Below are 12629 nucleotides of genomic sequence, written 5' to 3' on the forward strand. Positions count from 1 at the left end.
CCGACATCCACCCCTCCGTCCCAACACTCTTTCCCTCCACGCCGCTCTTCCGATCGGGTGGGCGCTTCTGAACACGGGCGCCCCAGAGTCCGGCGGGGCCTCGGGTTCCCGGCGACCCGGGGCCCCGCCCTCCAGCTGCCCCTGACCCGGGCGGCTCCTGAGGCTGAGAGGCAGCCATTGAGCCTCGGCCCGTCCTGAGCCTAGACGGCTCCTGAGACCAGGGGCGGCCTACCGGGACTGGGGAGGCGGCCTTCTGCGGCTCAGGCGGGCCTTCAGGCGGGGGCGTAGTTGGAGAGGGCGGGTTCGAGGAGGTCGAAGGCGCGGGTGGCGTCGGGGGCGATCGTGTCGGCGATGCGGTCGTTGGGCAGGCCCGCCAGGGTGAGCTCGTGGATGCGCTGGAACAGCACCCGGTGCACGGTTCCCAGCAGCCCGGCGGCGGTCTGGACGGTGATGTCGTCTGCCGTCGTGCCGGTGGCGTCGGCGAGGGCCTGGGCGAGGTGCTGTTCGCGCTGGTCGTGCAGGCCGCGCAGGCAGGACGTCAGGGTGGGGCTGTCGGCGATCATGCGGGCGAACTCCGGTCCGGAGAACCCCGCCACCGGGTCCTGGGCCGCGACGGAGGCCAGGAAGGCACGTCGTAGAGCGGACAGGGCCGACTCGCCGGGACCGCGGGCGGCGACGGCGTCGGCCAGGGCGGACGTGAACGCCTCCTGATGGTCGAAGGCCAGGTCCTCCTTGCGGGGGAAGTAGTTGGTCACCGTCTTCTTGGCGATGCGGGCGGCGGTGGCGATCTCGGCGATGGTGGTCTGCTCGAACCCCTGGGCGATGAACAGCCTGGTGGCGTGGTCGGAGATGAGCTGCCGGGTCTCCTGCTTCTTGGATTCGCGGAGGCCGGGTGCGGGCGAGGTCTCGTGAGCCATGAAGGAATCTTACCCTCGTCGTATTTTTATGTTGACACCCCTCGAACCCTCGGGCTATATTTACGTCCGTCGTAAGTTTGCGACCGACGAACGAAGAGGAGAACCTGCTTGGAACTCAAGCGCTTCCCGGCTGTAGCTTTCAAGATCGACCTCGGGGCGTCGGAGGGCCGTGAACGCAAGTCGCAGCGCTCTTCCCTCCCGGGCGGCGGAGTCCGCAGACCGTCCGCCGACCATGGCGCACGGGGATGGCAGGACCCGCAAGTGACCCGCAACCTCCCCCGCCGCCGCGCTCACTGATCCCCCTCCCGCGACGACCGCTCCTCACCCCTGACCACGTTCACCGCCGACGCCGTCCGCTTCGGGCCACGGCCACGGCGGGCCACGGCCGCTGGGGGCGTGGGCCGTCGTGGTCGACGTCGGGCAGGGTCGTCCTGACCGGCGGCTCGTGTTTCGTTCAGCCGTTCTCATCTCTCATGGAGACCTTCTTGCAGATCACCACGTCCACCGTCTCGCTCACCGTTGACGACGTCGCCGCCTCCCAGGCGTTCTTCACCGAACACCTGGGCTACACCGTCCGGGTCGCCGCGGACGGGTTCGCCTCGCTCACCCGCGCCGACGCGATGGACATCGTGCTGCTCGCCCGTGGCATCGAGGTCCTGCCGCCGGAGCAGCGCGACCAGCACGCCTCCGGCCTCATCCTGGCCTTCACCCTGGACGGCGGCCTGGACGGGCAGGAGAAGCTGCTGCGTGACGCGGGCGTCGCGATCACCATGCCGCTGCGCGAGGAGCCCTGGGGTGAGCGCCTGTTCCAGGTGACCGACCCCAACGGGATCGTCATCCAGTTCGTCGAGTGGGTGGCTCCCGCCTGACAGGGGCCGCCTCAGCCGGTCTCGCGGGCCTGGCCGTCGAGGAAGTCCGCCACGAGCGCCGCGAACTCCGCCGCCTGGTGCTCCAGCGGGATCACGCCGCCCTTGACCACGGCCTGGGTGCTGTGGGGAAGGGCGGCGGCCAGGCGTTCGAGCTCGGGGAAGGCGAAGGGGTCGTCGGTGGCTCCGACGACCAGCACCGGACAGCGGACCAGCCCGACCCGCTCCTCCATCCGGTACGCGGCCACCGCCTCGTGCCCGCGCTCCACCTCCGGCAGGACCGTCAGCGCGTCGCGGACGAACCGGCTCAACAGGGGCCACGGGTAGTAGGGGGCCCGCCGGCTCCACAACTCGCCCAGATGGGAGCCGTCGGACTGCTCGCGCACGGCGTCGATGGAGGGATGGCCCGCACGACGCCGCCGCCCTTCGGGGTCGACCATAGGCGTGGACGACAGCACCAGGGCGGTGACGCGGTCGGGTGCGCGCGCCGCCGTCTCGACCGCGATGACGCCGCCCGTGTGGTGCCCGGCCACGGCGGCTCGCGGCAGGCCGAGGGCGTCCATGAGGGCTAACACGCCGGCGGCGTAGGTCTCGATCGAGTGCTCGGGCGGGCGGGCGGAGTTGCCGAAGCCGAGCGTGTCCATGGCGATGGCTCGCCGGGTGCGGCCGAGCAGGGGGAGCACCTCGCGGTATTCGTCCCATGAGCGGGGGGTCTGGTGCAGCAGGAGCACCGGCTCGCCCGTGCCGCACGAGGCGTGATGGATCTGGCCGAACGGGGTGTCGGCATAGCCGAATCTGATCACGGCGTCTCCTCCTGCCTCCTCACCAGGGGCGGACCGGCCCCGTCGCGCGGACGATCACCGCCAGGGTGCGCCCCCAGCCGCCCTCACGCCCTCACGATCGCAGACGGAACCCCGTCGCGCATCAGCCCCTGGTCTGACCTTGCACCCTCGCCGGTGAAGATCACCGGCGAGCGCCGGACGACCCGCTACCCGATCCGGTACCCCACGCCCGGCCGGGTGCTGATCACCGGCGGTTCGCCCAGCTTGCGGCGCAGGCGGCCGACGGTGACGGTCACGGTGTTGGTGAACGGGTCGGCGTGCTCGTCCCAGACCTGTTCGAGCAGGGCCTCGGTGCTCAGGAAGCCGGGCGACGCGCGCAGCAGCGCCTCCAGCACGGCGAACTCCTTGACCGAGAGTTCCAGCGGACGGCCGTCCCGGGTGACGGTGTGCCGCACCGGGTCGAGCTCGATCCCGGCCCCGCGCAACGTGCGCGGCCGGGCGCCGGGACGGCGGCGCGCCAGCGCCCTCACCCGCAGCACCAGCTCCGGGAAGTGAAAGGGCTTGGCCAGGTAGTCGTCGGCGCCCAGGGTCAGCCCGCTCACCCGGTCGCCGGGCGAGCCGGCCGCGGTCAGCATCAGGACCATGGGACGTTCGTCCTGGTCGGTGAGCATCTGGCAGAGGGTGTCGCCGTGGATGCCCGGCAGGTCGCGGTCGAGCAGCACCACGTCGTAGGGGGCGAGGTCGAGCTTGGCCGCCGCCTCCAGCCCGTCGTGGGCGACGTCGACGGCCATGCCCTGGTCGCGCAGGCCCTCGGCGAGCACGGCGGCCAGCGCCCGCGCGTCCTCCACCACCAGCACCCTCATGCCGGCAGCCGCACGGTGGCGCGCAGCCCGCCCTCGGGGCGGGCCGCGAGGTCGAGGCCGCCGCCGTGCGCCTGCGCGACGGCCGCGACGATCGACAGGCCGAGTCCCGAGCCGTCCGCCGACCCGGTGCGGTCCGCGCCGAGCCGCTGGAACGGCCGCGCCAGCCGCGCCACCTGTCCGGGGTCGAGCCGGTCCCCGCCGGACTCCACGACCAGGCGTGCCCACTGGCCGTCGGCCGCGGCCTCGACCCTGATCCAGCCGCCGTCCTGGTTGTGGACGATCGCGTTGTCGACGAGGTTGTGCACCATACGCGCGACCAGCGCGACGCTGCCCCGCGTCCGCACTCCCTCAGCGACACCCTCGTCGTCCAGGGTGAGGCGACGGGCCGCGAGGTCGGCGGCGCGGGCGTCCAGGGTGTGCCGTACCAGGTCGCCGAGCGTGATCGCGGCGGCGTCGGGCAGGCTGCCGTGCTGGGCGCGGGCCAGCGCGAGCAGGCCCTCCAGGAGCCGGTCGACCTGGTCGAGGTCGGTGCGCAGCCGGTCGGCCAGCGCCAGCGTCTGGTCTGGTACGGGCTCCGGCTTCGCCACGGCAACGTCCAGCCGCGCCCGCATGGTGGCCAGCGGGGTGCGCAGCTCGTGCGAGGCGTCGGCGACGAACCGGCGCTGCGCGGCGAAGGCGTCCTCCAGACGGGCGAGCAGCCCGTCGATGGTGTCGGCCAGGTCCTTGACCTCGTCGGCCGGGCCCGGCACGGCCAGGCGTTCGTGCAGGTTGTCGGCGGAGATGCGGCGGGTGGCGGCGGTGATCGTGCGCAGCGGGCGCAGCACCCGGCCCGCGACCACCCGGCCGAGCACGATCGACACCACGGCCATGACGGCCAGCGCGAGCACCGACCCCGCCAGGAGCTGACGCGACTGCGTGGCGTGCACGTCGGCGAGCTGGGCCTGGAGCAGGGCGATGTATTCCTCGGCGGCGGCCGGGGCCGGCCCGCCGCCGGGCCGGCCCGGCACCGGCTCGGTCCGCGACAGCGGCATGCCGACGAGGTTGACCAGGACCAGCAGGCCCGCGCCGGAGGCCAGGAACAGCCCGCCGTACAGGAGGGTGAAGCGCAGCCGGACCGTACGTGCGGGCAGTCTGGGACGTGGCGGCATCTGTCTCCTTCCGGGGACTCCAGGATGCCGCCACCGACCTAACACCGGCATGACGGGGTCGGCCTCCGCCACCCACCGCTCACGCCCGCGGCCGTGAGACCGGTCAGGGCCGTGGGACCGGTCAGGCGAGCTCGACGAGCAGCCTGGCTGCGATCCCACAGGTCAGGCGGGCTCGACGAGGGCCTGGCTGCGCTCCCACAGGCGGCGTGCCAGGCCGGGGTCGTCCGCCAGGCGGTGGACGGCCGAAGGGCGGCGCTTCTCGTAGTGGCCGCCGGGGGCCCAGTCGGCGCCCGGTCGCGAGGTGGCCAGCCAGACCAGGGTGTCGGCGCCCTGCTCCGGCGTGAGCAGGAACCGCTTCAGCGGCGTGTGGTAGAGCAGCCGCGCCGCGCTGTCGCCGCCGCCGGAGAAGTTGGTGGCCACCACGCCGGGATGGAAGGAGGCCGCGGCCAGGCCGTCCGCGCCGTGGCGGCGCTGGAGCTCGCGGGTGAACAGGATGTTGGCCAGCTTCGAGTTGGCGTACGCCCGGCTGCCCGAGTAGCGGCGCACCGCGTCGAGGTCGTCGAGGTCGAGCCGGGCGCGGGTGTTGATCAGGCTGGACGTCGTGACGACCGTGCCGCCGGCGGCCAGCAGCCGGGGCAGCAGCAGCGTGGTCAGCAGGAACGGCGCCAGGTGGTTGATCTGGAAGGTCGCCTCGTGGCCGTCGGGCGTGGTGGTGCGCGAGCCCATGATGGCCCCGGCGTTGTTGACCAGCACGTCGATGGCCGGGTGGCGGTCGAGCAGGGTGGCCGCCAGGTCGCGTACCTCTGACAGGCGCGCGAAGTCGGCCACGTGGTGGTCGGCCGCCAGCTCCTTCGCCAGTGCCGCGGTCTTGTCGGCCGACCGGCCGACGAGGACGACCTCGTCGCCCCGCTGTCGCAGGGCGCGTGCCGCGGCACGGCCGATGCCGTCGCTGGCGCCGGTCAGGACGATGGTCTTTCCCGCCATGGGCCCGATCCTTCCGCATCCGGCCACCACCATAGATCGCGGGGCAGCGCACCCGCCACGCCGGGGCGGCCCGTAGCCGCGCGCGAGGGGGCGCGCGGCGAGGGGCCCCGCACTCAAGGGCCGCGCGGTGAAGTGCCCCGTAGTCAGGGGTCGCACGGTGAGGGTGGTGAGGGGGCGCGCGCTGAGGGGCCCGCAGTAAAGGGCCACGCGGTGAAGGGGCCTGCAGTAAAGGGGCGCGCGGTGAAGGGGCCCGCAGTCAGAGGTGGGCGTGCGCGGTCAGTGGTCGGTGGTGAGGAAGCGGGCGGCCGGGGCGTCGGCGAGGGCGGCGTCGAGGCGGGCGCGCATGTCGGCGCTCAGGTCCGGCAGCTCCCGCAGGGGGAACCAGCGGGCCTCGCTGTTCTCGCCGTCGGCCGGATAGGGGTCGCCGGACCGCCAGCGGCAGCGGAACACCAGGTCGAGGTAGCGGGCCCGGTCGCCGTTGGGGTAGGTGACCTCGCGCGTGACGTGCACCAGGGCCAGCCGTTCCGCGACGGCCCGTACGCCGGTCTCCTCGGCCACCTCGCGCAACGCGGCGTCGGCCGGCTGCTCGCCCGGGTCGATGATGCCGGTCACGGGCGTCCAGGCGCCGGTGTCGCTCCGGCGGACCAGCAGCACCTGGTCCTCGTGCAGCACGACCGCGGTCACCCCGGACAACCACAGCGGCTCGGTGCCGATCTTTTCGCGCAGCGCGAGGACGAACTCAGGGGTTGGCATCGGACCAGCATATGCGTGGGAAGCAGGCCGCCGGAGGGGTCGCTGCGCGCCCGGCGCCGCGCAAACGCGCCCGCACTTCCGGCGTGCCGGGCATGCGGCGGACGGCCATAACCCCATAAAGTCTATAGGTAATAAGGATAATCCCAAGGAGAGGTAAGCAGCCATGTCCGGCTCCACGTCCTGGCCTAGCCTCGGTTCCATGTCGATCGACGAGAACGCCCTGCTCCCCGATCCCGGCCGCGCCGTCGTGGCGGTCGAGCCGCCGGTCCCGGCGCACGGCCACTGGGCCGGGGCGCCGAGCGCCGTCGCCGCGGACGGGCTGATCTACCTCGCCTACCGCCTGCGCCGCCCGGTCGGCGAGGGCCGCGGGTACGCGGTCGTCGTCGCCCGCTCGTCCGACGGCGAGCGTTTCGAGCCGCTGACCACGATCACCCGCGAGGAGATGGACGCCGAGTCGCTGGAGCGGCCCGCACTGGTCCGCACCCCGCAGGGACGCTGGCGGCTGTACCTGAGCTGCGCCACGCCCGGCACCAAGCACTGGCGGGTGGAGGTCGTCGAGGCCGCCGATCCCGCCGCGTTCGACCCGCGCACCCGCACGACGGTGCTGCCGGGCGACCCCAAGACCGGGGTCAAGGACACCGTGATCGTACGGTGCGGCGACGTGTGGCACCTGTGGGCCTCCTGCCATCCGCTGGCCGACCCCGACGAGGCCGACCGGATGGTGACCGACTACGCCACCAGCACCGACGGCCTGGACTGGACCTGGCACGGCACCGCCCTGACCGGCCGCCCCGGCCTGTGGGACGCCCGCGGCGTCCGGATCAGCGCCGTGCGCTTCGACGGCGACCGGGTCGTGGCCTTCTACGACGGCCGCGGCAGCGCGGAGGAGAACTACGAGGAGCGCACCGGCGTGGCCGTGGGCGCCGACCCCGACGCGCTGGCCGCCCTGGGCGACCGGCCCGCCGCGATGTCGCCGCACCACGGCGGCGGCCTGCGCTACCTCACCTTCGTCGACCTCCCGGACGGCGGCCTGCGCCTCTACTACGAGTACACGCGCGCCGACGGCGCCCACGACCTGCGCACGGAACTCCGCCCGCCCCGCTGACCGGCCCGTCCCCGGTCGGCGTCGCGGTCAGAGGCCCGTGGTCAGAGGCCCGTGGTCAGGGAGGCCGTGGTCAGGGGCCCGTGCTCAGGGGGCTCGTGGTCAGGGGGCGCGGCCGTTTCTGGCCTGGCGCTGGCCGGGCGGCCGGCTGCCGACCAGCCCGCCCGAACGTTCCCGCGGCCGCAGCCAGTCGCTGAAGTCCTCGCCGGTGACCTGCTGGAGCAGCTCGACGTCCGCCGCGAAGTAGGGGATCAGGCGCTGCCGCTGCGCCCACTCCAGCGGCCGGCGCGCCCGGCCGCTCCGCTGGAGCAGCCGCTCCAGCGGCCTGGACAGGGCCGCGGGAAGGGTGCGGCGCAGGGTGGACAGCAAGGCGTGCCGCGCGCCGGGGTCCGGGTGCGCGGTCACGTTCTCCCTCGGGACGCCGGTGAGCAGCCCCTGCCGCACGCCGAGGAAGCCGCAGATGCGGTCAAGTGTCTCGGCCGGACGGTCCACGATGTCCCGGTAACGGAAGATGAGCACCTGGTCGCGGGGGAACAGGGTGAACAGGTGGGCGAGTTGCCCGCCGTACCGGCCGAGGGCGGTGTAGTGCCAGAAGTGCGCCCAGCCGGCCGCGATGCGCTCCGGCTCGGCCTCGCAGGCGCGGACGAGGTCGCCGATCGGTTCCAGGCCGGCCGACCACAGGTGGGTCCAGTTGGAGTGGGCGCGCTCGACCGGGTCACGCAGGCTCACGATGAGCCGGACGTGCGGGATCGTCTCCCGGATGCGGCGTTGGGCGTCCAGGTCGTACAGGTAGAAGGGGGTGGACTCGCCGGCGAGGGTGCCGGGGGGCGCGGCGGCGAACAGCGCCTCGTAGTCCGCGCGCCGCCACACGTGTTCCCGGTAGGTCTCGGCGTCGCCCGGTCCGCCCCGTCCGGGCGGTGGCCCGTCGGTGAGGAAGAACTTCGGCTCCTTGATGGGCGACAGGAACAGGTCGGGGTGCGGGTGCAGCGCGGTGTGCAGCGCCGTCGTCCCCGCTTTGGGCACTCCCGCGATCAGGAAATCGGGCAAGGGCACCGTCAGCCTCCCAGTGACGAGAACCGGTATTGCCTGATTTTCCTACCAAATGTGTAGGAAGCCAAGAGGCTCCCGCGACGTCACCGTCGGGCGGGCGTGACGGACGCGGCGGCCTCGTCCCCGGCCGTCCGGCCGCCGCGACGGCCGGGCAGCGCCATGGTGACGGCCGCGGCGGCCAGCGCAGCCCCGCAGCCGACCAGCATCCCGGTACGGAAGCCGGCCTCCGACGGCAGCGTGTGCGCGCCGAGCCGGATCGTCAGCTGCGACAGGATCACGCCGACGACCGCCGCCGAGACCGTCGTCCCGATCGAGCGCATCAGCGTGTTGAAGCTGTTGGCCGCGGCCGTCTCCGACCGGGGCACCGCGCCCATGATGAGAGCGGGCATCGCCCCGTAGGCGAGGCCGACGCCGAGGCTGCACACGCAGGTGACGACCAGCATGCCCCAGGCCGACCCCAGCAGGCCCATGGAGGAGCCGTAGCCGAGCGCCATGACCAGGCTCCCGGCGATCAGGGTGACCTTCGGGCCGCGCGCGGCCGACAGCCGGGCGCCGAGCGGCGAGACCGCCATCATCATCAGGCCGGAGGGGGCCATCCACAGGCCGGCGGCCAGCATCGACTGGCCCAGTCCGTGGCCGGTGGCCGCGGGGAGCTGGAGGACCTGCATGACGATCAGCGCCTGGGCGTACATCGAGAAGCCGACCATGATGGAGGCGAGGTTGGTCAGCAGCACCTGCCGCCGGGCGGTCACCCGCAGGTCCACCAGCGGCTCCGCGGCGCGCAGCTCCCACAGGGCCCATGCCGGCAGGATCAGCGCGGCCGCGCCGAGCAGCCCGAGCGTGGTGCCGCTCGCCCAGCCCCAGTCGGCGCCCTTGGAGACCCCCAGCAGCAGGCACACCAGCCCCGCGCCGAGGCCGAGCGCGCCCGGCACGTCCAGCCGCCCGGCCGCGCCCTCGCGGGGCAGCGGGGGAGTGGGCGGCACCAGCACCCGGACCAGCACCGCGATCAGCACGCTCAGCACGGCCGAGCCCCAGAACAGCACCCGCCAGCTCGCGTACTCGGCGACCGCGGCCGAGACCGGCAGGCCGAGGGCCCCGCCGATGCCCATGGACGAGCTCATCAGCGCGATCGAGGGGCCGAGCCGTTCGGGCGGCAGCAGGTCGCGCAGGGCGCTGATGCCGAGCGGGATCAGGCCCATGCCCATGCCCTGTAACCCGCGCCCGACGATCATGGGGGCGAGCGACCCGGCCAGCGAGCAGATCACCGACCCGGCGATCAGCGGCGCGGTGCAGACGAGCATCATGCGGCGCTTGCCGTACAGGTCGCCGAGGCGTCCGGTGACCGGCGTGGCGACCGCGCCGGCCAGCAGGGTGGCGGTGATCACCCAGGAGGCGTCGGAGGCGGTACTGTGCAGCAGCCGCGGCAGCTCGCCGATCAGCGGCACGACCAGGGTCTGCATGAGCGAGGCGACGATGCCGGCCACCGCCATCACGCTGACGATGCCGCCGGGGCGGGCGGTGGATGTGGAGCCCCCCACGTTGTTCTCCCGTCGTCGAAGGATGTGCACGCTACACATCATGTGTTATGTACACAATTCATGTAAGGTGCACATATCTCGCGAAAGGGGGGATTGGGATGGAAAAGCCCACACATCTCATCGAGTTCGAGACGATGTTGCTCGGCCGGCACCGGCACTACGACCGCAGTGCCCACCTCCTGCTGCGGCGGCTGCACGGCTCGGGCCCGATGTCCATCGGGCAGCTCAGCGACGCCTTCGGCCTGGACGTCTCCACCCTCAACCGGCACACCTCGGCCCTCCTGCGCGCCGGCCTGGTCGAACGCATCCCCGACCCCGAGGGCGGCATCGCCCGCAAGTTCCGCCTCACCGCGGAGGGCGAGCGCAGCCTCACCGAGGAGCGCGAGCGGAACGTGCGCGGCCTGGAGAAGGTGATGGCCGACTGGTCGCCGGAGGACGTCGCCGCCTTCGCCGCCTACCTCAGGCGCTTCAACACCGACATCGAACGCCTGGCCGGCCGCCCCTGGCCGCGTGCCTGAGCCGGGCCGCCCGGTCCTGGACACGCGCGAGGGCCCCCCGCCGGGACGGGCGGGGGGCCCTCAACGCGTGGGCACCGGTGTGCGTGTCGCCTCTCGGCGAGGTGCACAACGCGGCTCCAGCCGAACGGTAGTCCGCGAAGGCGATAGGTGAGGCCCGGGGACACTGGGCACACCGGCCACGAGGGATGTAACGGCGGCCGCCGCCGGGATGTTCCCGGCAGATCAGGCGAAGTGCATGACGATGGCCAGGCCGACGAGGTGCGTGACCACCACCACGACCAGCAGCGTGACGAACACGAACTTGGCCGGGCCGTGCTCGAAGTGCTTGCCCTCCTTCAGTGGAGGCAGCTTGGCCTGACGCTCGGCGATGCGCTCCTCCAGCGGCTTGCGGTGAAACATGAGGTGTCCCTCTTTCGGCGGCCCGGCCACGGGTACGATTTGTGTGGCATCGATTTGCAGGCTATTAGTTTGTACACAAAGTAAGTTACCAGACGGCATCGGAGGCGTACACGCATGGAGCCTGTGACAGAGGCGACAGACCTGCTGGCGCTCGACCGGCAGGTGTGCTTCGCCCTCAGCATCGCCTCGCGCAGCGTGATCGGCCTCTACCGGCCGCTCCTGCAACCCTTCGGGCTGACCCACCCCCAGTACCTGGTGATGCTGGCCCTCTGGCAGCACGAGCCGCTGTCGGTCAAGGAGCTGGGCGAGCTCCTGCAGCTCGACCCCGGCACGTTGTCCCCGCTGCTCAAGCGGCTGGAGGCGCTGGGCTACGTCCACCGCGAGCGCAACAGCAAGGACGAGCGCGCCCTGGCCGTCACCCTGACGCCCGCCGGCCGGCAGCTCAGGGCCGAGGCGGAGAAGATCCCGCCGGCCATCGTCGCCCGGCTCGGCATGGACCTCGACGAGCTCCAGGACCTGCACGCCGCGCTGATGCGCCTGATCGCCTCGGCCCGCCGCGACGCCTGACCCCGCCCGCCGCACAGCGCCCGCCGCACGCCCCGATAAGCAACCGCGGTTGACTATGTCCAGGATAGTCAACTACGGTTGCTCGCGTTCGCGGATCCCTTTCGTGTCGCTGGAGGCAGCATGTCCATGACTCACGCCGATCGTCCGAGGTTGCGACAGGTGCTCGACCGGCTGGTGGCCGGCGACCGCGGGCCCGGCGTCGTGGCCGAGGTCCGGGACGGCGACGACCCGCCGTGGTTCGGCGCCGCGGGCGTGGCCGACCTGGAGACCGGCCGCCCCCGCGGGCCCGGGGAGCACTTCCGCATCGGCAGCTTCACCAAGGCGTTCGTCGGGACCGTCGTGCTGGGCCTGGCGGCCGACGGCGACCTGGCCCTCGACGTTCCCGTGACCACCTGGCTGCCGGGTGTCGTCGAGGAGTACTTCCCCGGCGCCGACGCCGCCCGCATCACCCTGCGGCTGCTGCTCAACCACACCAGCGGCCTGCCGGACGCGATCCCCGGCCAGGAGACCCCGCCCGCCGGGGAGCCGGGCGAGCGGTTCGTCTACTCCAAGGTCAACTACAACCTGGCCGGGATGATCGTCGAGGCGGCGTCCGGCTCGACGCTCGCCGAGCAGATCGACCGGCGCGTCGCGGCCCCGCTGGGGCTGACCGGGACGTACCTGCCCGCGGCCGGCGAAGGGCTGCGCGACCCGCACGCCCGCCACTACTCCGGCCAGGACGAGACCGGCCAGGAGACGGTCCGCCACGACGTGACCGACGCCGACCTGTCGTGGGCCTGGGCCGCCGGCGGCATGGTCTCGACCACGGCCGACCTCCACCGCTTCCTGGCCGCCCTGCTGGGCGGGCGGCTGCTCCCGCCCGCCCAGCAGGAGGAGATGTTCACCACCGTGCCCACCGAGGGCGCCGGCTGGGTGCCCGGCGCCCGCTACGGGCTCGGCGTCTACTCCCAGCGGTTCCCGTCCGGCGTCACGCTCTGGGGCGGGGGCGGCTACATCCAGGGGTCGATGACGTACGCGATGGGCGACCGGCAGGGCGGCCACACCCTGGTCGCCAACGTGAACGGCGACTGGGGCGACTTCCTGGGGACCTGCGCCGACCTGTTCCAGGCCGAGTTCGGCTGACGGCGCGGGCCCCCACCGGC

At 73.0% G+C, this 12629-nt stretch carries 14 protein-coding genes; 5 read left to right on the plus strand and 9 right to left on the minus strand.

The genetic code is table 11. The features are described 5' to 3' along the window. Positions 1-272 precede the first annotated feature (272 nt). A complete protein-coding gene (locus ACWEJ6_RS40145; protein ID WP_452430742.1) occupies positions 273-917 on the minus strand; it encodes a TetR/AcrR family transcriptional regulator in 645 nt (214 codons plus the stop codon). Positions 918-1402: 485 nt separating this feature from the next. On the opposite strand from ACWEJ6_RS40145, the gene ACWEJ6_RS40150 reads away from it, so the two are divergent. Beyond that, positions 1403-1786, plus strand: coding sequence for a VOC family protein (locus ACWEJ6_RS40150; RefSeq protein WP_452430744.1), 384 nt, complete (start codon positions 1403-1405; stop codon positions 1784-1786). An 11-nt stretch (positions 1787-1797) separates the two neighbouring features. On the opposite strand, the gene ACWEJ6_RS40155 is transcribed toward ACWEJ6_RS40150, so the two are convergent. From ACWEJ6_RS40155 to ACWEJ6_RS40175, 5 genes are all read right to left on the minus strand, one after another. Beyond that, positions 1798-2586, minus strand: coding sequence for an alpha/beta fold hydrolase (locus tag ACWEJ6_RS40155; protein WP_397157711.1), 789 nt, complete (start codon positions 2584-2586; stop codon positions 1798-1800). Positions 2587-2771: 185 nt separating this feature from the next. Beyond that, the gene (locus tag ACWEJ6_RS40160; RefSeq protein ID WP_452430746.1) at positions 2772-3428 is read right to left on the minus strand and encodes a response regulator transcription factor; all 657 of its coding nucleotides are present in this window, start codon (positions 3426-3428) and stop codon (positions 2772-2774) included. Further along, complete coding sequence (locus ACWEJ6_RS40165) at positions 3425-4576, minus strand: sensor histidine kinase (RefSeq protein WP_452430748.1); 1152 nt, start codon at positions 4574-4576, stop codon at positions 3425-3427. The genes ACWEJ6_RS40160 and ACWEJ6_RS40165 overlap by 4 nt, the downstream gene beginning before the upstream one ends. 162 nt (positions 4577-4738) lie before the next feature. Beyond that, positions 4739-5560 (minus strand): SDR family NAD(P)-dependent oxidoreductase, encoded by an 822-nt coding sequence (locus tag ACWEJ6_RS40170; RefSeq protein ID WP_452430751.1) that lies wholly within the window; start codon positions 5558-5560, stop codon positions 4739-4741. 276 nt (positions 5561-5836) lie between these two features. Next, on the minus strand, positions 5837-6313 hold the full coding sequence (locus ACWEJ6_RS40175) for an NUDIX hydrolase (RefSeq protein ID WP_387682226.1): 477 nt from the start codon (positions 6311-6313) through the stop codon (positions 5837-5839). Between the two features lie 199 nt (positions 6314-6512). Here ACWEJ6_RS40175 and ACWEJ6_RS40180 point away from each other — a divergent pair, with 199 nt between their 5' ends. Next, complete coding sequence (locus ACWEJ6_RS40180; protein ID WP_452430753.1) at positions 6513-7418, plus strand: hypothetical protein; 906 nt, start codon at positions 6513-6515, stop codon at positions 7416-7418. 99 nt (positions 7419-7517) lie between these two features. On the opposite strand, the gene ACWEJ6_RS40185 is transcribed toward ACWEJ6_RS40180, so the two are convergent. Beyond that, on the minus strand, positions 7518-8468 hold the full coding sequence (locus tag ACWEJ6_RS40185; RefSeq protein ID WP_452430755.1) for a sulfotransferase family protein: 951 nt from the start codon (positions 8466-8468) through the stop codon (positions 7518-7520). Between the two features lie 80 nt (positions 8469-8548). Further along, positions 8549-10003 carry an MFS transporter gene (locus ACWEJ6_RS40190; RefSeq protein ID WP_452430757.1) on the minus strand — a complete coding sequence of 485 codons (1455 nt, stop codon included), beginning with the start codon at positions 10001-10003 and terminating at the stop codon, positions 8549-8551. 98 nt (positions 10004-10101) lie between these two features. On the opposite strand from ACWEJ6_RS40190, the gene ACWEJ6_RS40195 reads away from it, so the two are divergent. Then, on the plus strand, positions 10102-10521 hold the full coding sequence (locus ACWEJ6_RS40195) for a MarR family winged helix-turn-helix transcriptional regulator (RefSeq protein WP_358297465.1): 420 nt from the start codon (positions 10102-10104) through the stop codon (positions 10519-10521). Between the two features lie 222 nt (positions 10522-10743). Here ACWEJ6_RS40195 and ACWEJ6_RS40200 read toward each other — a convergent pair whose 3' ends face one another. Then, positions 10744-10920, minus strand: a complete 177-nt coding sequence (locus tag ACWEJ6_RS40200) for a hypothetical protein (protein ID WP_189650423.1) — start codon at positions 10918-10920, stop codon at positions 10744-10746. A gap of 114 nt (positions 10921-11034) precedes the next feature. On the opposite strand from ACWEJ6_RS40200, the gene ACWEJ6_RS40205 reads away from it, so the two are divergent. Continuing rightward, complete coding sequence (locus tag ACWEJ6_RS40205; RefSeq protein ID WP_387682213.1) at positions 11035-11487, plus strand: MarR family winged helix-turn-helix transcriptional regulator; 453 nt, start codon at positions 11035-11037, stop codon at positions 11485-11487. A gap of 126 nt (positions 11488-11613) precedes the next feature. Further along, positions 11614-12609: a serine hydrolase domain-containing protein gene (locus ACWEJ6_RS40210; RefSeq protein WP_452430760.1), complete on the plus strand. Its 996-nt coding sequence runs from the start codon at positions 11614-11616 to the stop codon at positions 12607-12609. Positions 12610-12629: the final 20 nt, after the last annotated feature.

It is taken from the genome of Nonomuraea sp. NPDC004702 (assembly GCF_053601695.1).

What these genes read in the sequence shown, in the direction of transcription:
- ACWEJ6_RS40180 (WP_452430753.1), top strand. Translation starts at nt 6,513, where the DNA reads ATGTCGATCGACGAGAACGCCCTGCTCCCCGATCCCGGCCGCGCCGTC.
- ACWEJ6_RS40210 (WP_452430760.1), top strand. Translation starts at nt 11,614, where the DNA reads ATGACTCACGCCGATCGTCCGAGGTTGCGACAGGTGCTCGACCGGCTG.
- ACWEJ6_RS40195 (WP_358297465.1), top strand. Translation starts at nt 10,102, where the DNA reads ATGGAAAAGCCCACACATCTCATCGAGTTCGAGACGATGTTGCTCGGC.
- ACWEJ6_RS40170 (WP_452430751.1), bottom strand. Translation starts at nt 5,560, where the DNA reads ATGGCGGGAAAGACCATCGTCCTGACCGGCGCCAGCGACGGCATCGGC.
- ACWEJ6_RS40175 (WP_387682226.1), bottom strand. Translation starts at nt 6,313, where the DNA reads ATGCCAACCCCTGAGTTCGTCCTCGCGCTGCGCGAAAAGATCGGCACC.
- ACWEJ6_RS40165 (WP_452430748.1), bottom strand. Translation starts at nt 4,576, where the DNA reads ATGCCGCCACGTCCCAGACTGCCCGCACGTACGGTCCGGCTGCGCTTC.
- ACWEJ6_RS40205 (WP_387682213.1), top strand. Translation starts at nt 11,035, where the DNA reads ATGGAGCCTGTGACAGAGGCGACAGACCTGCTGGCGCTCGACCGGCAG.
- ACWEJ6_RS40200 (WP_189650423.1), bottom strand. Translation starts at nt 10,920, where the DNA reads ATGTTTCACCGCAAGCCGCTGGAGGAGCGCATCGCCGAGCGTCAGGCC.
- ACWEJ6_RS40145 (WP_452430742.1), bottom strand. Translation starts at nt 917, where the DNA reads ATGGCTCACGAGACCTCGCCCGCACCCGGCCTCCGCGAATCCAAGAAG.
- ACWEJ6_RS40160 (WP_452430746.1), bottom strand. Translation starts at nt 3,428, where the DNA reads ATGAGGGTGCTGGTGGTGGAGGACGCGCGGGCGCTGGCCGCCGTGCTC.